The sequence below is a fragment of the Agrobacterium sp. genome (assembly GCF_059499945.1).
This window is the reverse complement of record NZ_JCABZP010000014.1, coordinates 136,858-159,256: the sequence shown is the minus strand read 5'-3', so window position 1 is coordinate 159,256 and position 22,399 is coordinate 136,858. Positions and strand designations below refer to the sequence as shown.

The 22,399-nt window shown below is 58.8% G+C and carries 21 protein-coding genes; 12 read left to right on the top strand and 9 right to left on the bottom strand.

All coding sequences use genetic code 11. From position 1 onward, the window contains the following. The first annotated feature begins 15 nt into the window (after positions 1 to 15). Positions 16 to 1,020, top strand: a complete 1,005-nt coding sequence (locus AC5I5B_RS12465) for a type II secretion system F family protein (protein ID WP_003507398.1) — start codon at positions 16 to 18, stop codon at positions 1,018 to 1,020. A gap of 9 nt (positions 1,021 to 1,029) precedes the next feature. Continuing rightward, the gene (locus AC5I5B_RS12460; protein ID WP_003507395.1) at positions 1,030 to 2,016 is read left to right on the top strand and encodes a type II secretion system F family protein; all 987 of its coding nucleotides are present in this window, start codon (positions 1,030 to 1,032) and stop codon (positions 2,014 to 2,016) included. Between the two features lie 92 nt (positions 2,017 to 2,108). Here AC5I5B_RS12460 and AC5I5B_RS12455 read toward each other — a convergent pair whose 3' ends face one another. Continuing rightward, positions 2,109 to 2,933, bottom strand: coding sequence for a tetratricopeptide repeat protein (locus AC5I5B_RS12455; RefSeq protein ID WP_087743203.1), 825 nt, complete (start codon positions 2,931 to 2,933; stop codon positions 2,109 to 2,111). A 142-nt stretch (positions 2,934 to 3,075) separates the two neighbouring features. Between AC5I5B_RS12455 and AC5I5B_RS12450 the strand changes: the two genes are divergently transcribed. Continuing rightward, positions 3,076 to 4,470 (top strand): leucyl aminopeptidase, encoded by a 1,395-nt coding sequence (locus tag AC5I5B_RS12450; protein ID WP_003507391.1) that lies wholly within the window; start codon positions 3,076 to 3,078, stop codon positions 4,468 to 4,470. Between the two features lie 108 nt (positions 4,471 to 4,578). Here AC5I5B_RS12450 and pncB read toward each other — a convergent pair whose 3' ends face one another. The 7 genes from pncB to AC5I5B_RS12415 form a co-directional block, all read right to left on the bottom strand. Beyond that, complete coding sequence (gene pncB, locus AC5I5B_RS12445; RefSeq protein WP_003507389.1) at positions 4,579 to 5,883, bottom strand: nicotinate phosphoribosyltransferase; 1,305 nt, start codon at positions 5,881 to 5,883, stop codon at positions 4,579 to 4,581. A gap of 210 nt (positions 5,884 to 6,093) precedes the next feature. Continuing rightward, positions 6,094 to 6,453, bottom strand: a complete 360-nt coding sequence (locus tag AC5I5B_RS12440) for a hypothetical protein (RefSeq protein WP_031233701.1) — start codon at positions 6,451 to 6,453, stop codon at positions 6,094 to 6,096. A 95-nt stretch (positions 6,454 to 6,548) separates the two neighbouring features. Then, positions 6,549 to 7,400 (bottom strand): C40 family peptidase, encoded by an 852-nt coding sequence (locus AC5I5B_RS12435; RefSeq protein ID WP_495752735.1) that lies wholly within the window; start codon positions 7,398 to 7,400, stop codon positions 6,549 to 6,551. An 18-nt stretch (positions 7,401 to 7,418) separates the two neighbouring features. Then, on the bottom strand, positions 7,419 to 7,763 hold the full coding sequence (locus tag AC5I5B_RS12430; RefSeq protein ID WP_003507384.1) for a MarR family transcriptional regulator: 345 nt from the start codon (positions 7,761 to 7,763) through the stop codon (positions 7,419 to 7,421). A 361-nt stretch (positions 7,764 to 8,124) separates the two neighbouring features. Next, positions 8,125 to 9,231, bottom strand: coding sequence for a DUF475 domain-containing protein (locus tag AC5I5B_RS12425; protein ID WP_003507382.1), 1,107 nt, complete (start codon positions 9,229 to 9,231; stop codon positions 8,125 to 8,127). 280 nt (positions 9,232 to 9,511) lie between these two features. After that, complete coding sequence (locus AC5I5B_RS12420; RefSeq protein WP_174054429.1) at positions 9,512 to 10,438, bottom strand: DMT family transporter; 927 nt, start codon at positions 10,436 to 10,438, stop codon at positions 9,512 to 9,514. A 113-nt stretch (positions 10,439 to 10,551) separates the two neighbouring features. Next, positions 10,552 to 11,433: a LysR family transcriptional regulator gene (locus AC5I5B_RS12415; protein ID WP_026363820.1), complete on the bottom strand. Its 882-nt coding sequence runs from the start codon at positions 11,431 to 11,433 to the stop codon at positions 10,552 to 10,554. A gap of 106 nt (positions 11,434 to 11,539) precedes the next feature. Here AC5I5B_RS12415 and AC5I5B_RS12410 point away from each other — a divergent pair, with 106 nt between their 5' ends. From AC5I5B_RS12410 to AC5I5B_RS12400, 3 genes are all read left to right on the top strand, one after another. After that, positions 11,540 to 13,036 (top strand): CoA-acylating methylmalonate-semialdehyde dehydrogenase, encoded by a 1,497-nt coding sequence (locus AC5I5B_RS12410; protein WP_020809675.1) that lies wholly within the window; start codon positions 11,540 to 11,542, stop codon positions 13,034 to 13,036. Positions 13,037 to 13,258: 222 nt separating this feature from the next. Next, positions 13,259 to 14,329 carry a YjgN family protein gene (locus AC5I5B_RS12405; protein WP_003507373.1) on the top strand — a complete coding sequence of 357 codons (1,071 nt, stop codon included), beginning with the start codon at positions 13,259 to 13,261 and terminating at the stop codon, positions 14,327 to 14,329. Further along, entirely contained in the window at positions 14,319 to 15,389 is a 1,071-nt protein-coding gene (locus tag AC5I5B_RS12400) for a M48 family metallopeptidase (RefSeq protein WP_111833780.1), read from the top strand. Before AC5I5B_RS12405 ends, AC5I5B_RS12400 begins: the two co-directional genes overlap by 11 nt. A gap of 24 nt (positions 15,390 to 15,413) precedes the next feature. Here the strand turns inward: AC5I5B_RS12400 and AC5I5B_RS12395 are convergent, their stop codons facing one another. Continuing rightward, positions 15,414 to 16,463 carry a Fe(3+) ABC transporter substrate-binding protein gene (locus tag AC5I5B_RS12395; RefSeq protein WP_031233699.1) on the bottom strand — a complete coding sequence of 350 codons (1,050 nt, stop codon included), beginning with the start codon at positions 16,461 to 16,463 and terminating at the stop codon, positions 15,414 to 15,416. 173 nt (positions 16,464 to 16,636) lie between these two features. Between AC5I5B_RS12395 and rirA the strand changes: the two genes are divergently transcribed. From rirA to AC5I5B_RS12365, 6 genes are all read left to right on the top strand, one after another. Then, the gene (gene rirA / locus AC5I5B_RS12390) at positions 16,637 to 17,107 is read left to right on the top strand and encodes an iron-responsive transcriptional regulator RirA (RefSeq protein WP_003507367.1); all 471 of its coding nucleotides are present in this window, start codon (positions 16,637 to 16,639) and stop codon (positions 17,105 to 17,107) included. A 170-nt stretch (positions 17,108 to 17,277) separates the two neighbouring features. After that, positions 17,278 to 18,324 (top strand): AbrB family transcriptional regulator, encoded by a 1,047-nt coding sequence (locus AC5I5B_RS12385; protein ID WP_111833828.1) that lies wholly within the window; start codon positions 17,278 to 17,280, stop codon positions 18,322 to 18,324. 149 nt (positions 18,325 to 18,473) lie between these two features. Beyond that, entirely contained in the window at positions 18,474 to 19,385 is a 912-nt protein-coding gene (gene osmF, locus AC5I5B_RS12380) for a glycine betaine ABC transporter substrate-binding protein OsmF (RefSeq protein ID WP_003507364.1), read from the top strand. Between the two features lie 79 nt (positions 19,386 to 19,464). After that, entirely contained in the window at positions 19,465 to 20,631 is a 1,167-nt protein-coding gene (locus AC5I5B_RS12375) for an ABC transporter permease (protein WP_162690234.1), read from the top strand. Then, positions 20,628 to 21,566: an ABC transporter ATP-binding protein gene (locus AC5I5B_RS12370; protein ID WP_111791729.1), complete on the top strand. Its 939-nt coding sequence runs from the start codon at positions 20,628 to 20,630 to the stop codon at positions 21,564 to 21,566. Before AC5I5B_RS12375 ends, AC5I5B_RS12370 begins: the two co-directional genes overlap by 4 nt. Then, complete coding sequence (locus AC5I5B_RS12365) at positions 21,563 to 22,303, top strand: ABC transporter permease (RefSeq protein WP_111833781.1); 741 nt, start codon at positions 21,563 to 21,565, stop codon at positions 22,301 to 22,303. The genes AC5I5B_RS12370 and AC5I5B_RS12365 overlap by 4 nt, the downstream gene beginning before the upstream one ends. Positions 22,304 to 22,399 lie beyond the last annotated feature (96 nt).

Genomic DNA, 22,399 nt, shown 5'->3' with positions numbered 1-22,399 from the left:
GGGAAAGTGACTGCCATGGACCCGACAATAATATTACTGGCCGTACTCGTCGCCATCTCGGCAGGAGCGCTCGCCTATGCCTTTCTTTTCCAGCAGATAGAGGTCGAAAAAAAGACCAACAACCGCTTCAAGCGAGTGCAGGCCGCCGAGACGGATCATACAAACATCAAAGCTGCACGAGACCGGGTCCAGGAACTTAGCAAACGCCGCAAATCCATGCAGGACAACCTGCGGGAAATGGAAAAGAAACAGAATGAAAAGGCGAAAAAAGCGAAGAATATCGGCCTGCGCGACAAACTAGTTCAGGCGGGGCTGGTGCTTTCCGCTCGGCAATTCCATCTGTTGAGCGCCGGCGCGGCTGTTTTCTTCGCTCTCATGGCCCTTCTTTACGGCCTGTCGTTGCTTCTCGCTCTGCTCATAGGAATTGTCGTGGCGCTGGGGGTACCACGGTGGGCGTTGGCGTTTATTCTCAAGCGCAGGCAGAAAAAATTTCTTGAAGAGTTTCCAAATGCGCTTGACGTCATGTGCAGGTCGATCAAATCCGGCTTACCGCTGAACGACGCGGTACGACTGATCGCATCGGACGGCCAGGAACCGGTGAAAACGGAGTTTCAGCGCGTCGTCGATGCGCAACAGGTCGGCATCGGGATCCCGCAGGGGATCGAGCGTATGATGCTGACCATGCCGCTTTTTGAGGTAAGCTTTTTCGGCACGGTCATCAATATTCAAGCACAAGCCGGCGGCAACCTCTCGGAAGCGCTGTCCAATCTTTCAAAGGTCTTGCGTGACCGCAAGAAGATGCGCGCGAAGGTAAATGCCCTTTCGATGGAGGCGAAGGCTTCCGCAGTTATCATCGGCTCGCTGCCCTTCGTCGTCATGCTGCTGGTGCATTTCACATCGCCCGACTATCTGTCGGTACTTTTCACCGACTTGCGCGGCCACATTATTCTCGGAGCATCCGCGATCTGGATGCTGATCGGAATATTCATCATGCGCCAAATGATCAATTTCGATATCTAGGGGCGTGGTATGACAGGAAATCTTCTTTCTCGCCTGACTGACCCACAAACGATCATCGCTATTCTTGTGACGCTCGCTGTTTTTGCGACCTTCTATACCCTCATTATGCCGGTTTTTGAGCGGAAAGATTTCGCCAAGCGCATGAAAGCGGTATCATCGGAACGCGACCTCATCCGTAGTCGCGAGCGCGACCGCATGGCGACCGTCACCAGAGACGGCAAAACCTCCCTGCGAGGCAACAATAACAAATCCGCCCGCCGCATCGTCGAGAAATTCAACCTGCAAGAAGCGCTGGCCGATAAGAACACAATGAACCGGCTCCGGGCAGCCGGACTTCGTTCACAAAACGCGTTCAACACGTTCCTTGCCGCACGGTTCGTCTTGCCGTTTATTTTTCTGGCCATCGCCTTCACTTGGATCTTCATTCTCGGAAACCTCGCCGACAAAGCGTTTATCATCCGGCTAATGGCTGTGCTTCTTTTCGGTTACATCGGTTTTTACGCTCCCAATATTTACGTATCAAATCGCATGACCAAGCGTCAGGCATCAATCAAGCGGGCCTGGCCGGACGCGCTCGACCTCATGCTGATCTGCATCGAATCCGGGGTATCCATGGAAGCTGCCATGCGCCGCGTGGCGGAAGAGATGGGCGAGCAGTCACCCGAACTGGCGGAAGAAATGATGTTGACGACGGCGGAATTATCTTTCCTTCAGGACAGACGTGTCGCTCTTGAGAATTTCGGCACGCGTACCCAACTCGAAACCGTCAAAAGCGTGGTACAGGCGCTTATTCAGGCGGAGCGATACGGCACGCCGCTCGCCCAGGCGCTCCGCGTTCTCGCACAGGAAGGCCGCGATGAGCGCATGAATGAAGCCGAAAAAAAAGCTGCCGCGCTACCACCGAAACTGACTGTGCCGATGATCGTCTTTTTTCTGCCGGTACTGATCGCAGTCATTCTTGGACCGGCTATTATCCGCGTTCTGGACACATTCTGATAGAAAAATACCGCAAGGCGATTTGGGGCGATATTTGCGCCCCGGAGGCGACTGCTTGTCAGCCAGCCGCTGCACGCGGATGCTCGAACGCATCAACCAGCCGGTTTGCCGTCTTTTTTCGCCAGCTGCTGCCAGGAGTTCTGCTGCGAAAGCATCGCACGCAGATAGGTGAGGTTCGCCTGTGCCTGCTGCGCAGAGAGTTCCTGAACCGCGATGCGTTCGGCCTCGGCAAAGCGGCCCTGAAGACCGACCACGAGCGCGAGGTTCTGGCGGACACGGCTATCGGCGCCCGGCTGGGCGATGGCCGATTGCAGATATGTTTCGGCAGTGCGCGGATCGCTCGACAGGACATAGGACATGCCGAGGTTGGACAATACGCTCGGATCGTTCGGCTTCAGGTCAAGCGCCTGCCTGTATCGGGAACGTGCCTCGTTCGAGCGTCCAAGCTGATCAAGCACGGCACCCTCGGCGGAATATAGCCGCCAATCCGGCCGGTCCGGCGTCTGTGCCCGCTGGATGGTCGAAAGCGCCTGCTCCAGCTGGCCGGCGGCGGCCTGCGACTTGCCATAGGCGGCAAGGACATCACGGTCCGCCGGATTGGCGATGGCGATCTGCTGCATGACGGCGAGAGCCTGTGTGTTCTTGCCGGTCATCATTAGCACGCTGGCATAATTCATGCCCACCGATTTATCCTTGGGGCTGCGTTCATAGGCTTTGCCGGCGCTCTCTTCCGCCTGGCGAAGCTGCTCCATGTTCATGTGATCATAGGAGCGTGTGGCGGCGGGAATGGAGCCGGTGGACATGCGATCCGGCTTGTTGGTGCTCGCGCATCCTGAAACCGCAAGAACCAATGCGGCAAGACATGCTCCCCGCAGCAACCCTGTCCGGCCCGTCTTGCCTAAAGAAAATGCAGTCATGGCAGCGCCCCCGCCCAAGAATGATCAATCTTGCGCCCGACACACGACAGACTCACACGACGCAACTTTCGCTTAAGCAATAATCTGTTAACCCTAACAGAGCGTTAATCGCATCGATTCTCGACATTTACGGAAGCATACAATGGCGCCCTATCAGTTCATCGAACGCCCGACCCCCTTCAGCTCCAAGGCCGGCAGCACATTGCCGGTTTTCGCCGTCACGCCGGCCCATATCGAACAGGGTGCTATCGACCCAGTCGCGCTGGACTGGGCAAAGAAGGCGGGTTTCAAGGCAGAGGCAGGCGCCATCCTGCTCGTTCCTTCCGCCGATGGTTCGCTGGGCGGCGTGCTTCTCGGTCTCGGCAGCAATCCGTCCGAAATTCCCTTCATCACCGGGAAACTCGCCCGTGAGCTGCCGGAAGGCGAGTGGCACATCGAGACCGCACCGCTGACGGCAAATCGCCTCGCTCTCGGCTTCGGTCTCGGCAGCTATCGCTTCGACAAATACAAGACCACGAAGACCAGCGGGGCAAAGCTTCTCATTCCGCAGGATGCGGAAGACGGCGAGATCAAGCGCGTTCTGGCCGGCGTTTTCCTCGCGCGCGACCTCATCAATGTCCCGGCCAACGATATGGGGCCGGACGAGCTTGAAATCGCCTTCCGTGCGCTTGCCGCCCATTACAAGGCGAAGGTGAAGGTCACCACCGGCGACGATCTGCTCAAGGAAAACTTCCCACTGATCCATGCCGTCGGCCGGGCCAGCGAAAGCGCGCCGCGGCTTCTGGAGATGAACTGGGGCAAGAAGGGCAATCCTCGCCTCACCCTCGTCGGCAAGGGCGTCTGCTTCGATACAGGCGGCCTCGACATCAAACCCGCCGCTTCCATGGCGCTGATGAAGAAGGATATGGGAGGTGCGGCCAATGTCCTCGGTCTTGCGCTGATGATAATGGATGCGAAGCTGCCGGTCGATCTTCGCGTTCTCGTGCCCGCTGTCGAAAACTCCATCTCCGCCAATGCCTTCCGTCCCGGCGACATCTACCGCAGCCGTAAAGGGCTCACCGTGCAGATCGACAATACCGACGCCGAAGGCCGTCTTGTTCTGGCGGATACACTAGCCTATGCGGACGAAGATGCGCCGGACCTGATGATCGATATGGCGACGCTGACCGGTGCTGCCCGCGTCGCGCTCGGCCCGGATCTGCCGCCCTTCTACACCGATGACGAGGATCTGGCGCATGACATCGCCGAAGCCAGCATCGATACGGACGATCCGCTGTGGCGCATGCCGCTTTATATGGGCTACGACAAGGATATCCGCTCACGCGCGGCCGATATCACCAACGCGCCTTCGGGCGGCATGGGCGGATCAATCACCGCCGCCCTGTTCCTGAAGCGTTTTGTCACCAATACCAGACGCTGGGCGCATTTCGATATTTACGGCTGGTCTCTGAGCGAGAGGCATCATTCATCGATCGGTGGGGAGGCGCAGGGTATCCGCGCACTCTTCCATTACATCGCACACCAGTTCGCGAAGTAATCTGCTGATAGGTCAGGCTTCCACGGGCGCTTCCTCAACAGAAGCGCCCGTTCTCAATTCAGAGCTTTTCCGGACGGAAAACCGGGCTCCACTTTTCCTGGAAAAGCTTTAAACCAGAACCTTCTGTTCCTTGTGGTCCTCTTCACCAAAGAACTTCAGGTAACGCTCCACTTCGGCCGGGTCGCCGGTTGCCTTTTGCGGATTGTCCGAGAGCTTCACGGCCGGACGGCCATTGGCGTCGCTGACCTTGCAGACGATGGAGATCGGCTTGAGGCTGGCGATGGTCTTCGGCGCGCAGCCGGCAAAATCATTCGTCAGATTGGTGCCCCAGCCGAAGCTCATGCGCACGCGGCCTTCGAAGTGCCTGTAGGTGTCGATAATGGCGTCGACATCGAGACCGTCGGAGAAGATCAGCATCTTCTTGCGCGGGTCGCGGCCCATCTTCTGCCACCACTCGATAATCTTTTCCCCGCCTTCGATCGGCGGCGCGCTGTCGGGGCGGAAACCCGTCCAGTCTGCCACCCATTCCGGCGCATTGCGCAAGAATGCGGCGGTTCCGAAGGCGTCCGGCAGCACGATCAGCAGGTTGCCGCCGTACAGCCGGTTCCAGTCCTTCAGGACCTGATAGGGTGCTGCGGCCAGCTCCTCATTCGTTTGCGCCAGCGCCGCGACCACCATCGGCAGTTCATGCGCGTTCGTGCCCACGGCTTCGAGATCGGAATCCATGGCGAGCAGAACATTGCTCGTACCGGTAAAAGCAGGCCCGATGCCTTCCTTCAGCGCCTCGACGCACCAGCGCTGCCAAAGGAAGCTGTGGCGGCGGCGGGTGCCGAAATCGGAAATGCGCAAGCCAGGCAGCTCCCGCAGCCGCTCGACCTTCTCCCACATCTTGGCCTTTGCGCGGGCATAAAGCACATCAAGCGTGAAATAACCGAGCGAGCGCATGGCGCTGCGCGAGCGCAGTTCGTTGATGATCGCGAGCGCCGGGATTTCCCAGAGCGTCGTATCCATCCAGCGGCCATGAAAATTCAGCTCATATTGCCCGTCGCGCTTGAAAAGTTCGTATTCCGGCAATTGATAGCTCGAAAGCCAGGAGAGGAATTCCGGCTCGAAAATCTGCGAGCGGCCGTAAAACGTGTTACCCGCAAGCCAGATATTTTCCTTCTTGGAAAGACGCAGGGTGCGCGCATGATCCAGCTGTTCGCGCAACTCCATCTCGTCGATCTCTTCCGCCAGCCGCACTGTCTTCGTGCGGTTGATCAGCGAAAACGTCGCGTCGACTTCCGGATAGAGCTTCCAGATCATCTGCAACATCAAGAGCTTGTAGAAATCCGTATCAATCAGGCTGCGGACGATCGGGTCGAGTTTCCAGGTATGATTATGGACACGGGTGGCTATATCGGTCTTCGTCATACTCGCATTCCCCAATATCGGCCAAAGGTCAGAACAGCCGATGTCACTCCGCACCCCGGCAGGTATCAACCTGTCATGCGGAAAGATTTATCTGAAAAAGCGACAACAAGTCCAGAGCACTGGCCCGGCAAATGCCCGCCGCGACCGCCCGCGCATCGATTTTCCGAAGACCACAATGGGGTTTTCGGTCCGGTGTTCAAACATGCTGCTTCAAAAGGTCGGGTCTACGGGGTTTATGCCGGGATACCAGTCCTTGGAGACGGGATTTCTGCCGCCGAAACTGGAAATGCCGTTTTCGTCGGTGCAGCGATACCCCTGAACAGGAAGCCCACGGCTGCCGAAAACATCCCTGTAGGGACCTCGGGAATATCCGGTCACGCCGAGTGCGCTATGGCAGTTGTAGCGGACCTTTGGCTGCAGCGTGCGCGGATCCTTGACGCCGGGCAGGTTTGCATAGGCATCCGGAGCGGGGGCAAAACCGTTCTGGAAAACAGTCTGTGCCTGCGCCGACGCGCTCAGCAAAGCCGCCGTGAGGATCGCTGCCAATCGTGTCGCCGTTCTTGTCTTCATCGATGCCGGTCCCGTACCATCATTCAACCGATGTAGGCTGTCGGCGACCTCCACACAAAGGGCGTGGCAGGCACAATTTCGTGAAAGCCGCCGTCTCAGTCCTCCAACCGGCGGTAAGCAGTTGGCTTTTCATAAAGCCAGCCAATGCGCTCGATGGCCGCATCGAGATTTTCGCGTGCGACATTCATCGTATGGCCATTGGCATGGAGCAGCGTTTCCTCGTTTTCCATAAGGCCGACATGACCCTTCCAGAAGACGAGATCGCCGCGCCGCAATTCATCCCGCTCTATTTCCACGCCGAGCGACTTCACCTGCATGTCGGTATCGCGCAGGACCCGCCGGCCCGTCATGGCCATGGAAAGCTGCACGAGGCCGGAACAATCGATACCAAAACCGGAGCGGCCGCCCCAGAGATAGGGCGTTTCGATAAAGCGCAGCGCCACCGCCACATAATCTTCCTCAAGCGCCGCGTCGACGACCTGGCAATGGGCAGCGATGATGCCTTCGCCCTTTTCGGTCAGCAGGTAACGGGTGCCGCGCGTCTCCGCTTCGCCGACGATGCGGATCAGGCTACCCATGGACAGCGCTGCGACCGGCGGTTTGCGCAATTCAGCGGCTGGGTAGAGAAAAGTGCGCGGTGCAATCACCCTATGGGTGGCGACAACGACATCGCCGATCGCCGTTTCCGGCACGTAACCGGCATACCCGTCCGCATCCGCCTGCACCCATGCCCAGCCGCTGGCCCTGTCGAAAACACGGATGGTTTCGCCAAACAGCAACTCGGTATCGATGCCGGCGGCAAGATCGGGCGTCGGCCGCAGGCCAGTAACCGGCAACACGATCTGGGCGGCCGTGCCCCTGACAAAACGTTCGGCCTGCACCACGCCCTGCAGTTTTTCATCGGCGAGGTCGGAGCGGAAGACATTCAGGCGGCGGTCGAGCATCATGGGTTTCACATCCAGAGGTTAGATCTTGCGCGCCTGATCAATAATCAGATCGCCGATTTTTTCCAGATAAAGCGCACCGGCCACCGTGCGTTTTATCACAACATTGCGCCTGTCCCGCTCATCCCGAACCCGATCGACCAGCCCGAGCGCGCCGAGACTGTCGAGCGCGCGGGTAATGACCGGCTTGGTGACCCCCAGCATGGCGGCAAGACCCCGGACAGTGTGCGGCGGCGGCACGAGATAAATCTGCAGCAGGATGGCGGTTTGACGCAAGGTCAAATCCGGCTGATCGTCAACGACCTGCGCCGTGGATACACGATGCCAGAGCCCCAAGGCCTCCGTGGGCGACAATTGTGCAGGCAAGCCGTGACCCTTCCAGTCGTTGTCCTACCGTTTTCATTCAACAGAGCGAAAAACTCAAGAACCATCCCGCACAAACAAAACCGCCGCACGGCGCAGATCCGAAAGATCGCGCGGCGCGGCGGCGTTTGTTGACCCGTTTTCGAGCCATAATGTCCCCTCTGGACTTGCAGAATGAGATGCAGGAAGCGTGCCAGTTTGCTGCGGCGCACAAATATTCGTAAAAACAGCGACTTAAGGAGCAGCTTCTGATTATGGCGAAATTTTCCGCAAAGAATGAATCGCAAGAAAAACAGGCAAAAAAGAATTTAATGCTTAAAAACTGCCTTCCGCCACGACGGCGGAAGGCAAGGGCAATCGCGGATCAGATTTCCGCGCCGCGTGCGGCATCGACCGCATCGGCATTTTGCTGCCGGTTATAGCGGATCGACGACCAGAGCGAGATACCGATCAGGCCCGCACCGCCAAGGCCCGTGATGACCTCGGGTATATGCACCATGGTCTGCACGTACATGATGACGGACAGGATAAGGATCGCGTAGAAAGCGCCGTGTTCCAGGTAGCGATATTCGGCCAGTGTTCCCTTCTCGACCAGCATGATGGTCATCGAACGGACGTACATGGCGCCGATGCCGAGACCGATGGCGATGATGAAGAGGTTTTGCGTCAGCGCGAAAGCGCCGATCACGCCATCGAAGGAGAAGCTGGCATCCAGCACTTCGAGATAAAGAAACGCGCCGAAGCCGCCCTTTGCTGCACCTTCCAGCATTTCCTGGCTGCGGTCGAGAATGCCGCCAACGACTTCCACCAGCAGGAAGGTCAAAAGACCCCAGATCGCCGAATGGAAGAAGGTGTTGGCCGCGACCGGACCAAGCGCCGGATCATCGCTTGCGCCGATGATGCGGGAAAAGACCAGCATGACGACAAGCACGAAGGCGATCTCGATGCCCTTGACAGAGGAATAGATCGCCGCCTTTTCTTCGATCCAGCGCACCCAGTGCACGTCCTTTTCATGGTCGAAGAAGAAGTTGAGGCCGACCATCATCAGGAAGGTGCCGCCGAATGCCGCAATCGGCAAATGGGCGTCCTGCATGATTTCCGCGTAACGTTCCGGCTGCGTGGCCGCCATCACGATTGCCGTCCACGGGCCGACATTCGCGGCAACGACGACGATGAGCAGCGGGAAGACGATACGCATGCCGAAAACGGCAATCAGGATACCCCAGGTCAGGAAGCGGTGCTGCCAGACCGGCGTCATATCCTTGAGCTTGTTGGCGTTGACGATGGCGTTGTCGAAGGAGAGCGAAATTTCCAGCACCGCCAGAACGACGCAGATGAAGAAGATCGTCGCCGTGCCGCCTACCGTTCCGGTCATTTCCCAACCGAGATAACCGCCGAGGATCAGACCGACCACGGTGACGATAAAAGCCCATTTGAAGTAGGAAAGCGTTTTTTTCTGGGTGGCGCTCATGTCCGGTCACCTCCCAAAACGAGGGCGTTTGCGGACCGACGCGGGGCGTCAGGCCGCACGCAGAAAGCACGCGCGCGAAGCACATTCAGGTTTTTCATAGTTTTTAATCCGCCGGCCAATTTTTGCAGGCGGTACCGACATCGCGAGAGCGCCGTAAAACTCTCGCCAGAGGGGCCCGGCACCTTTGTTTCCTCTGCCCTTGCGAGACAAATCATCGCAGGGCCCCTTCTTACTCCCTGAAGATCACGCCCTCGTCAAGTCCCGTGATTGTGACCAAAGATCAAACCTGCTCCGCAGCCAGTCTTTCGGCGGTGTCAAGACGACGCTTGAGCGTATTTTCGCGAAAGAAGATGTAAAGACCCGAAAGAACAATCAGGCCCGCGCCGACGACGATACTCGTCTGCGGCACATCACCGAAGAACAGCCAGCCGAAAATCACCGCCCAGAGCAGCAGCGTATATTGCAGCGGCGCGACGGTGGCGGCATCGGCGAGTTTAAGCGCCCGGTTGACCAGCACATGCGCCGCCATGGCGACGACACCGAGCAGGCCGAGGAAGGCCAGATCGAAACTGGACTGAACCGGCAGCCAGCCCGATGGCGTGAGGAACACCGCGACAATGCCCGCAAGTGCCGCACCAATGATCTGCCAGAAGGCGAGCACCGTATCGGGCGTATTGCGCAGCTGGCGGCCGGACAACATCATGAAGGCGAAGGCGGCGCTGCCGAAGATGGAAAAGAGCGCGGCGGAGGTGAGGCTTGCCGAGCTGGGTTTGAGCGCGATGAGAACACCGACAAAACCGATGGCGATGGCCGTCCAGCGACGCCAGCCGACCTTTTCTCCGAGCAGAAACGGCGAGAGCGCCGCCACGTAAATCGGAGCCGCGAGCCAATAGGTCATGACGTCGGCCAGCGGAAGAGACGCGACCGCGAAATAGAAACAGAAAAGCTCTGCGGTGGAGAAGAAGACACGCGCCACCTGAAGGCCGGGCCGCTCGATTTTCACGAGGCCGGAAAGGCCGGCTCTCCAGACGATCGGAACAAGGATGACAAGCGCTGCGGCGCTGCGGATGAGGATCACCTGACCCTGACTATAGGTAGAGACGAGCCATTTTCCCATGGCGTCGTTCAACGCGAAAAGCAGCATTCCAAGCAGCATGACGGCCACGCCGAGGCCCGTCGGCGAAAGCTTTCGTATCATAGTCGACATGTCAGTTCCGATCTCCCAATGGTTGCATTGGTCGTCCAACCAGCCGTCCTTTGTCAAGCCCCGAACGGCCGGGTCGGTACAATTAATAGTACTAATATATCGGCATGCAGATATCAGGTGAAGATGCGCCGCTCTTCGGCCACGAGTTCCTGGAGAAAATCGACCACCGTTCGGACCCGGACCAATTGACGGGCGGATTCGTGATAGGCCGTCCAGTAGGATCGGCTGATGGTGAGATGGGGCATGATCCGCAGAAGCTCGGGATATTGCCCGGCAATGTAATTATGCAGGATGCCGATACCCGCACCTGAACGTACTGCCTCGGTCTGACCGGTAGCGCTCGAGATTTCAAAGGCGGCGTCCCAGTCACGCATGATCTCGCCGGTAAAATTCAGCGAGGGCGAGAAGATCAGGTCTTCCACATAACCGATCCGCCGGTGGCGCTTCAGCGCTTCAATATCCGCCGGCGTTCCATATTCAGCCAGATAATCCGCCGAGGCGTAGAGACCCAGCGAATAATCGGTGAGCTTTGAAAACATCAGCCTGCCCTGCTCCGGCCTTTCGATGGTGATGGCGATATCGGCCTCACGCTGTGACAGGGAGAAAGAGCGCGGCACCGGAACGAGCTGGATTTTCAGATCGGGATAACGCGCCGTCAGCCGGCCAAGTCGCGGCGCGAGGAAGGAAACACCGAGGCCATCTGGCGCGCCGATGCGCACCGTTCCCGCCACTGCCGTGTCAACGCGGCCGAGATTGGCCTGGGCGTTCAGCATTTCAGTTTCCATGCGCTCCGCCCCGGCAAGCAGACGCTGGCCTTCCTCCGTCAGCTCGCAGCCATTGGTGCTTCGCAGGAAGAGTTGCGTGCCGATCGCCGCTTCAAGTGCTGAAATCCGCCGGCTGAGGGTGGCGTGGTTGACGCCGAGCTTTCTGGCGGCGGAAAGAAACTGCCCGCTTCGCGCCACGCTTAGAAACAAACGCACATCATCCCAGTTCACGGCACTCTCCTTATGTGCATTTTTGCACAATGGATGCTTATTTCAGGCGATTGATTTGTGCAAATCGAAAGGTAATGCTGCGCCATCACATTCTGGAGGAAAACCCATGAAGGAAATCGGTCATTTCATTAACGGCAAGCATGTGCCCGGCACCAGCGGCCGCACATCCAATGTCTACAACCCGGCCACGGGGGAAGTGCAGGCGACTGTCGCACTTGCGAGCGAAGCCGAGCTGCGCGCCGCCGTGGAAAGCGCCAAGGCTGCGCAACCCAAGTGGGCCGCCACCAACCCGCAGCGCCGCGCCCGCGTTTTCTTCAAGTTCGTCGAACTTCTGAACCGCGACATGAACGAGCTGGCGGTGCTCCTCTCCAGTGAGCACGGCAAGACCGTCGAGGATTCCAAGGGCGATATCGTCCGCGGCCTCGAAGTCTGCGAATTTGTTTGCGGCATTCCGCATCTGCAGAAGGGTGAGTTCACCGAGGGCGCAGGCCCGGCCATCGACATGTATTCGATCCGCCAGCCGGTCGGCATCGGCGCGGGCATCACGCCCTTCAACTTCCCCGGCATGATCCCGATGTGGATGTTCGCCCCGGCGATTGCCTGCGGCAACGCCTTCATCCTGAAGCCATCTGAACGCGATCCGTCGCTGCCGATCCGCCTTGCCGAACTGATGATCGAAGCCGGTCTTCCGGCCGGTATCCTCAACGTCGTCAACGGTGACAAGGGTGCCGTCGACGCCATCCTGACCGATCCTGACATCGGCGCGGTCTCCTTCGTTGGCTCGACGCCGATCGCCCGTTACGTCTACGGCACCGCCGCCATGAACGGCAAGCGCGCGCAGTGCTTCGGCGGCGCGAAGAACCACATGATCATCATGCCGGATGCCGATCTCGATCAGGCCGTGAACGCATTGATGGGCGCCGGTTACGGTTCGGCCGGCGAGCGCTGCATGGCTGTTTCCGTTGCGGTTCCGGTTGGCGAGGAGACGGCAAACCGCCTCGTTGAAAAGCTCATCCCGCAGATCGAAAGCCTGAGGATCGGCCCCTATACCGACGACAAGGCCGATATGGGCCCGCTCGTTACCAAGGAAGCGCAGACGCGCGTCAGAGGCCTGATTGACAGCGGCGTTGAACAGGGCGCGAAGCTGCTGGTCGATGGCCGCGACTTCAAGCTGCAGGGTTATGAAGACGGTTATTTCGTCGGCGGTTGCCTGTTTGACCACGTCACCCCTGACATGGACATCTACAAGACCGAAATCTTCGGACCGGTTCTGTCCGTCGTTCGCGCCAAGAATTACGAAGACGCGCTCGAACTGCCGATGAAGCATGAGTACGGCAACGGCGTTGCGATCTACACCCGTGACGGCGACGCTGCCCGCGACTTCGCAAGCCGCGTCAACATCGGCATGATCGGCATCAACGTTCCGATCCCGGTTCCGCTCGCCTATCACTCCTTCGGTGGCTGGAAGGCTTCGAGCTTCGGCGATCTCAACCAGCACGGCACGGATTCGATCAAGTTCTGGACGAAGACCAAGACGATCACCTCACGCTGGCCGTCGGGCATCAAGTCGGGTGCCGAATTCGTCATGCCGACGATGAAATAAGCCGAAAAGCCGGCAATCAGAAAAAGCCCCGCTGTTTGCGCAGCGGGGCTTTTTTGATTAAAAGAAAACAAAAATCATCAAGTTTTTCCTTCAAAATATTTCCACTTAAAGATGTTATGGCGTAAGACAGCCGTTGCGGCGTGGGGACGCCGCCAAACCGACGATAGCGGGGAAGCCTGCAACTCAATCTGCCCGGAGAGGGGCATGCCATGAGGGACCATTATGAGTGACATCTCTGTCAGCGTGGATCAGCGCGCAATCGAACGCGGCTCGTTCAGCGGAAATGCCAAGGAATATTTTGGAATCTGGATCGTCAATATTCTCCTGACGATCATCACCATCGGCATTTATTCCGCCTGGGCGAAGGTGCGCCGCAAGCGTTATTTCAACGGCAACACCGTGCTGGCCGGCCGCGCTTTCGGCTACCACGCCACTGGCGGGCAAATCTTCAAGGGCCGCCTGATCGCCTTTGCCTTCATCGTCATCTCGCAGCTCATCGGTCTTATCCATCCGTTTCTGGTCTTCGTGCCGGCAATCCTGCTGATGATCTTCTTTCCATGGCTGATCACGCGCAGCATTCGTTTCAATGCGCGGGTGACGAGCTATCGCAATGTGCGTTTTGATTTTGTCGGCACGGCGTGGGGCGCTTTTGTCTCCATCCTGCTTGGCAGCCTCGTTGCGTTCTTCTCCTTCGGCATTCTGGCACCACTGTCCAGCCGCTGGGCAAACCGCTATATTTTCGGCAACCTGCGTTATGGCGACCGCCCCTTCAGCGCCGACCCCAAGATTGGCAAGCTCTATCGCGCCTGGATCATTCCCGCGATCATGGTGGTGATCGGCGGCATCGTGGTCGGCTTCTTCGGCCTTGCAGCCTTTGCGGCAAACAGTGCGATGCTCGAGGACGAGACTACCGCCATGGCCACGGCGCTCGCATCGCTCTATGTGGGCGTTTTCGGCGCATTTCTGGTCTATGGCCTTGCCGGCGTCGTTTATCGCACCGGCGTTCGCAATGTCGTCATTTCCTCCATGCTGCTGGATGGAAAGCATGACCTGCACAGCGACCTGCATCGCGGCCGCTATCTCTGGATCGTCATCTCCAACCTGATCGTCACCGTTTTCACCCTTGGTCTGATGCGGCCGTGGGCGGCGGTCCGCGAAGCGCGTTATACCGTGGAGCGTACGGCAATCCGTTTCAACGGCGATGTGGGCGAGGTCCTCTCCTCGATGGAAGCAACGGGGGCCGCCGTCAGTGCCGAATATATGGATATGGAAGGTTTCGAATTTGGTTTCTGACACCGGAGAAACCGTTTCGGGCGAGTGGCATGCCGCTCGCTCCAACCTTTCCAGTGCCGCCAGGCTGAAGCTTGGCGGCACGGTCCTTCTCGTGCTCGATGCGAAGGACAACCACGTCAGAACCCAGGCCGAGATAAAAACGGTCGAGATCAGCCACCGGGTCGGCACCATCCCCCGGGAGTTGCATTTTCCCGACGGGTCGCTGTTCGAAACCCGCGACAATGACGGCGTGGACCGGCTGCTTGGCCAGCACATTGCCAAGCGATCCGGTTTCGTGCACTGGCTGGAACAGTTTCGCCCGCGGCTGATCGGCATCACCGCCGCAGCCGTTCTTCTGGCTTACGGCACCTACAAGCTGGCGCTTCCGGCGCTCGTGGAACTGGCGGTCGCGGTAACCCCGCCGATCGTTCCGCAGGTCATGTCGGCCAGTACCATGCAGGCCCTCGACCAGGCAGTCTTCTCTCCAAGCGAACTTCCGCAGGAAGAGCAGGACGCCATCCGCTCTGAATTTTCCCGGATCGCCGCCCATGCGGAAGGTTCGCCTGACGACTACAAGCTGAATTTCCGCAAGGGCGGTTACATCGGCCCCAATGCCTTTGCACTGCCGGATGGCACGCTGGTATTGACGGACGAGCTGGTGGAGCTGGCCGGCAACGACAGGCAGATGATCGCCGGCGTTCTCGCCCATGAAATCGGCCATGTCGAATATGAGCACAGCCTGCGGCAGCTATACCGCGCCGCCGGGGTTGCCGGTCTTGTCATGCTGATTGCCGGCGATGTCGGCTCGGCCATGGAAGATATTCTTACCCAGGGCGGCGGACTTCTGGCGCTATCGCACTCGCGCGATGCCGAGCGGCAGGCGGATCAGCGCTCCGTGGAACTGATGCGCAAGGCCGGGCTTGACCCCACTGCCATCGAACGCTTCTTCGCGCTGCTGGAAGAAAAACTGGGCGACAAGGGCGGCACCAGCATTGTCTCCACCCATCCCGGAACGCCGGAAAGGCGCAAGGCTATCCTCGACTACAACGCTTCACTGGACAACAAGCCGGCGGGTAACTGACCCGCCGGTATACGGAAAACGGCTTCAGTTGGTCGGGCCGTCGTTGAAACCCACTTCATCCACCAGTTCGGATGCCTGCTTGCGATGGGCGGCGATGTCCGTCAGCGGCAGCTTGTCCGGATGGATGGGACCGAAACCCTTCACCACGTCGGAAGGCTCGGCACCGGGCAGCACCGGATATTCGAAGACTTGTTTTGCGTAGATTTCCTGCGCCTCGCGCGATGCCAGGAACTCCATGAGCTTCAGCGCATTGTCCTTGTTCGGTGCGTATTTCGTAAGCGCCATGCCGGAAATATTCACATGTGTGCCGCGATCGCCCGCATTGGGGAAGATCACCCGCACCGATCCCGCCCATTCCTTTTCTTCCGGCTCGCGATCATTGGTCAACATCAGGCCGACATAATAGGTATTGCCAAGCGCGATATCGCACTCGCCGGAAAAGATCGATTTCGCCTGGCTGCGGTCTGTTCCGTCAGGCTTGCGGGCGAGATTGTTCTTCAGACCCGTCAGCCACGTGCGGGTATAATCGACGCCGTGATGGGCGATCATCGAGGCGATCAACGCGATATTGTAGGAATGCTGGCCGTCGCGAATGCAGATCTTGCCCTTCCACTTGGGATCGGCAAGTTCCTCATAGGTAATGTCCTTCTGTGTCACCCGCTCCTTCGAAGCATAGACAACCCGACCGCGCGTCGTCAGACCAAACCATTCGCCCTCGGGATCACGCAGATTGGCGGGGATATCCTTTTCGATGACGGGATCGCCCAGAACCGGCTGGGTAACCTTGCCTTCCTTCGCCTCGACGAGGCGGGCAATATCCACCGTCAGCAGCACATCCGCAGGTGAATTGACACCCTCGGCCTGGATGCGTTCGACCAGTCCCTTGTCGAGGAAAAGTACATTCGCCTCTATGCCGGTCTCTTTGGTGAAGGCATCGAGCAGCGGCTGGATCAATTCAGGCTGGCGATAGGAATAGACGTTAACCTCCCCCTCTGCCAGAGCGGCGGGCGCGAAGGAAAGGATCGTCAGCCCTGAAAAAACGGCAGCGGAAAAGTATGATTTCAAGCTTGCCATTATGAATGCCTCCATTACATTCCGATTCTTGACTTGTTTGTTCATGAATCATCAGGACGGTCAACAAGGCTGTTTAAGAAATATCTGATGGGTGCCAGTTTTTTCAGTTTCTGGAATTGTTCTAAACTGAAAAAGAGACTATATAACTCCACATTGAGAGTTAGGAGACCAGCATGCGCTTGACCAAACAGACCAACTATGCCGTTCGCATGTTGATGTATTGCGCCGCCAATGAAGGCCATCTGAGCCGCATTCCTGAGATCGCCAGAGCCTATGGCGTTTCGGAGCTGTTCCTGTTCAAAATCCTGCAGCCGCTCAACAAGGCGGGCCTGGTGGAAACCGTGCGCGGCCGTAACGGCGGCGTGCGCCTTGGCAAACCCGCTGAAAAAATCAGCCTGTTCGACGTGGTGAGAGTGACTGAAGACAGCTTCGCCATGGCCGAATGCTTCGAGGATGGCGCTGTGGAATGTCCGCTTGTGGACAGCTGCGGCCTCAACTCGGCGCTTCGCAAGGCGCTCAATGCGTTTTTTGACGTTCTGGCGGAATACTCGATCGACGATCTCGTCAAGGCCCGGCCGCAGATCAACTTCCTGCTTGGCCTGGACACGGAAATGCCGAAGGTCGCTGCCCTTCCGGCTGCCTGATCATCGCATTTCCTCCTCGGCAATTGTCACAGCCCGTGTCCTTCAGGTCACGGGCTTTTCTTTTGAAGAAGACGCGTGAAATATAATATTTTTGATCCCGCGTGTTGACGTCGCGAACGGAAGCGGCGCATTTGGTCGCGAGCTTTTTCAAGCAAACAATCAGCGTCGCAATGATCATCAAGCCTGAATTCCATACATTTGCGCTTACTGCGCTCATCGGCAGCATAGGTGCGCTGCTCGCAAGCCTCATCGATATTCCGGCACCTTTTCTGTCCGGCCCGGCGCTTGCGGTGACGATCACGGGGCTCGCCGGCATAAGGCTTGGCGTTCCCGCTTTCATCCGCAATGCCTGTTTCGTCGTCGTCGGCATTTCGATGGGAACGAGCGTGACGCCGTCCGTGATTGACGCCGCAAAAACCTGGCCCGTGAGCTTCATCGTCGTGCTCGTCGCTGTCGTCATCATGCTCTATGTCGCTTACTGGATCCTGCATTACGGCTTCGGTTACGACCGGACAACGGCGATGCTGGGCGCCTCTCCCGGTCATCTCAGCTATATCATCAGCCTTGGCGCCGAGACGAAAAGCGACCTTGCAACCGTCAGCATCGTGCAAAGTGTGCGGGTGCTGGCGCTAACACTTTCCGTGCCGCTGATCGTGGAATATTTCGATCTCGTCAGCACGGAACCGCTTGTCACCAACCCGCCAATGGGCCTGTTCACGCTGGCGCTGACCACCGGCGCCTCGCTTCTGACCGGCTGGCTTTTCCTGCGCTGGAAGTTTCCGGCCGCACTGCTGCTGGGCGGCGTCGCCATTTCCATCAGCACCCACATTACCGGCCTTACCGAGGGTGGTGTTCCCACCTGGCTCAGCCTGCCGGTTTACGTGCTGATCGGTTGCCTTATCGGCACACGCTTTTCGAATGTCTCGCTGATGGACGTGCGGAAAGGCTTTCTGGCGGGTTTCGTCGTCACAATCGCCGTGATGCTGATTGCCGGCAGCATTGCCTGGATGATTTCCGGTGTGACCGGCGTCCCGCTCAATGCCGTCATGATCGCCTATTCACCGGGTGGCCTGGAAACCATGGCGGCGATGGCAGTGATGATGCATGCCGATACCGCCTATGTCGGCTCCCACCACGTCATCAGGCTTCTCTTCCTCTCCGTTCTCATGCCGCTCGTCATGGGCAAGGATGCGCGCAAGCGGGACGACGAAGCCTGACGAAAGCGGCCATCGGCACCGACGGGAGCCATCGACGCGAAAATGCGGATGGCGTGCAACCTTTTTTCTTTCCGGTCGTTGATACTCCGCCGCAATTGCGGCGGCGATCTTTCGCCTGTTCGGCAGGCTGACCCACCGGAGGAACATTCATGAACCGCTTGATGACGTTGACGGGCGCCGGACTTGCGCTTGCCTTTTCTGTTTCCATCGCTCAGGCGCAGGTGGTGGTGTCGTCGAAGATCGACACGGAGGGCGGCGTTCTTGGCAACATCATTCTCGCTATCCTGAACCAGAACAAGATCGAAACGACAGATCGCATCCAGCTTGGCGCCACACCGGTTGTGCGAAAAGCGATCACCGCGGGCGAAATCGACATTTATCCTGAATATACCGGCAACGCCGCCTTCTTTTTCTCCAAGGCGGACGATCCACTCTGGAAAGATGCCGCCAAGGGTTATGAAGAGGCCAAAACACTCGATTACGATGCCAACAAGATCGTCTGGTTGACACCATCGCCGGCCAACAACACCTGGGCAATTGCGCTACGCAAGGATGTCGCGGACAAGAACAATCTGAAGACGCTTTCCGACTTCGGCAAATATGTTGCCGATGGCGGCGAGGTGGTCCTTGCCGCTTCCTCCGAATTCGTCAATTCCGCCGCAGCGCTGCCTGCATTTCAGACCACCTATGGCTTCACCATGAAGCCTGACCAGCTGATCACGCTTTCCGGCGGCGACACCGCGGCCACGATCGCCGCCGCCGCCAACCAGACGAACAACGCCAATGCAGCCATGGTCTATGGCACGGATGGCGGCATCGCCCCCTCCGGCCTTGTGGTGCTGGAGGACGACAAACATGTGCAGCCGGTCTATCAACCAGCACCGATCATTCGCGAAGAGGTTCTCAAAAAGCACCCGAATATTGAGGAACTGCTGAAACCGGTGTTCGAAAAGCTCGATCTGGCAACGCTGCAGGATTTGAACGCCCGCGTGCAGGTGGGTGGCGAACAAGCCAAGACCGTGGCGCTCGACTTTCTGACCAAGAACGGTTTCGTCAAGTAACACTCGCGGCGCTGGAGCGGACTTCGGGAACGGAAGCGTTCTCCTGGTCCCGCCCTAACCCAAGGGAGGGAAGCTGGATTTGACGAAATGGCCTGACAAGGTGGGCGTACTGATTTCGTGCCTGCTTCTTTATGCGCTTTTTATATCGCCCTTCATGACATTCCGCGCAAACCGGATCGTTCAGGGCGAAACAAGAACGGTCTTCGAAGCCCTTCCGGCTGCGGCTGCCGCCGTTCTCACCACCATCATTCTCCTTGCGGCTTTCATCGCATTTTTCCACTTTCCCGCGCGACTGAAGCTCACAGTCGCGCTGGCCGGCCTTGCTGCACTGGCGGTTTTTGTCGGCCAAGCGGCGTCTTTCCTCACGCCGCAGGGTAATGGTTTTGCCCGGGTTTCACCCGCCAGCGGTTTCTGGCTGATATTTGCCGGACTGGCTCTGCTCGCGACTGATTGTATTGCCCGTCTCCAGCCGAAGCCCGCCGTTCGGATTTTGCTGTTGCTGGTGGCGGTGGCTGCGCTTGCGGCGGTACTGACAAGCGGCCTCTGGAACGATCTCTCCATCATCAAGGAATATACCGGCCGGGCCGATATATTCTGGACCGAGGCCCTGCGGCACGTGGAGCTTGCCATCGGCTCGCTGATCGCGGCGACCATCGCGGGTATTCCGCTCGGCATCCTCTGTTACAAGGTCGAACGGCTGCGGGCGGGGGTGCTGAACACCCTCAATATCGTCCAGACCATCCCCTCCATCGCCCTTTTCGGTTTGCTGATCGCGCCGCTCGGATGGATCGCGGCCACGGTCCCGGGTGCAGCGAAGATCGGCATTGCCGGCATCGGCATGGCGCCCGCCTTCGTGGCGCTGTTTCTCTATTCGCTGCTGCCGGTGGTTTCCAACACGGTGGTCGGCCTTGCCGGGGTTTCGCAGGCGGTGCGGGAAGCGGCGCGCGGCCTTGGCATGACACCGGTGCAACGGCTGCTGCGGGTGGAATTTCCGCTGGCCATGCCGGTCATCCTCACCGGTATTCGCATCGTGCTGGTGCAGAATATCGGGCTGGCGACGATCGCGGCCCTGATCGGCGGCGGTGGTTTTGGCGTTTTCGTGTTTCAGGGCATCGGGCAGACGGCCATGGACCTCGTGCTGCTTGGCACCGTGCCCACCGTTCTTCTCGGCTTTGCCGCCGCGATCACCCTCGATGCCCTCATCGACAGCAATCTCTTCAGCGCAGGCGGAAGGCAAAAGGCATGATCGAGATCGACACCATCACGAAACGATATGGCGATACGACCGTCGTGGATCAGGTATCGCTAACGGTAGCGCCGCGCACCGTCACCGTCATCGTCGGCACCTCGGGGTCGGGAAAAACCACCCTGCTGCGCATGATAAACCGGCTGGTGGAGCCAACCTCCGGCATGATCCGGATCGACGGAGAGGATGTCAGCGCGATACCCGGCTTCAAACTGCGCCGCCAGATAGGCTATGCCATTCAGGGCCATGGCCTGTTTCCGCACCGGACGGTCGCCGAAAATATCGCGACCGTGCCGCAGCTAATCGGCTGGGACCGCAAGCGTATCGCGGCCAAGATCGATGCGCTGATGCACCTCTTCCAGCTTGACCCCGCGCTCTATGCCGACCGTTTCCCACATGAACTCTCAGGCGGCCAGCAGCAGCGCGTCGGCGTGGCGCGTGCACTGGCCGCAGAACCCAACATTCTTCTGATGGACGAGCCCTTCGGCGCCTTGGACCCGGTGATCCGCGCCAAGGCCCAGAACGATCTTCTCGATATCCAGAAGAAGCTCGGTGTGACGGTCGTTCTCGTCACGCATGATATGGACGAGGCTTTTTATCTGGCGGATCGTATCGCCGTGATGGACAAGGGCCGCATCGTGCAGGACTGCCCGCCAGCCGAGCTCGTGCTGAAACCGGCGACGGATTTTGTCCGCACCATGATCGGCGAAAACGAACGGGCGCTGAAACTGCTTTCGGTTCTCTCCGTTGCAGACATCGTGGAGCCGGGCAGCGCCGAGGGCGAACCGCTCACCGAACATACGAGCCAGCGCGACGCCCTGTCGGCAATGTTATGGGCGGGCTGCGATGCCTTGCCGGTAATCAAGGCTAACGGGCAACCCGCTGGCCGGGTGCGGCGTGACGTTCTCCTCCAGCGTGCCGCCGGAGCCCCATGAAAAACGCCTTATCCTTGTTTACCCTCGGTTTCCTGACGCTGGCGCTGATAATCTTCCTTGCCGTGCCGCAGGTCTTCGCACCACTGTTCCGCCCTCTCGTGCAGGCCAATGCGCCGGCGATCTACACTCAGGCAAATCTGTTTTCCCTGACGCTGTCACATCTAACCACAGTCGCGATTGCGACCGGGCTCGCCACATTGACGGCGGGCGCGCTTGCGGTTCTCGTCACCCGGCCATTCGGGACGGATTTCCTGCCGCTCTCGCGCAGCATCGTCAATATCGGCCAGACTTTTCCGCCCGTGGCGGTGCTGGCGCTTGCCGTACCGATAATCGGTTTTGGCGAAAAACCAACGCTTATAGCGCTGTTTCTCTACGCGCTGCTGCCGGTTTTCGAAAATACGCTGACAGGGCTGACCACCCTGCCCGCCACCGTGATGGATGCCGCGAGAGGCAGCGGCATGACCGGCTGGCAACGGCTTCTCAAAGCGGAATTGCCGCTCGCCCTTCCGGCCATTCTGGCGGGCATCAGGCTTTCGGCGGTCATCAGCCTTTCCACCGCTACCATCGGCTCGACAGTCGCGGCGCATACGCTCGGTGAAGTGATCATTGCCGGTCTGCAATCCAACAACCTCGCCTTCATTCTGCAGGGCGGGCTTATCGTTGCGGCGCTGGCGATCCTGATTCACACCGGCTTTTCCGCGCTGGAAAAAGCCGCGGCCCGCAAAACCGGGCACTGACATGGGCAAGCCCCGCATTTTTATATTCCCGATATCTGCCGCACATGTTAGGGGCTGACCGTCGAAACAGAAATATCAGAGGTTCGGGTGACACAG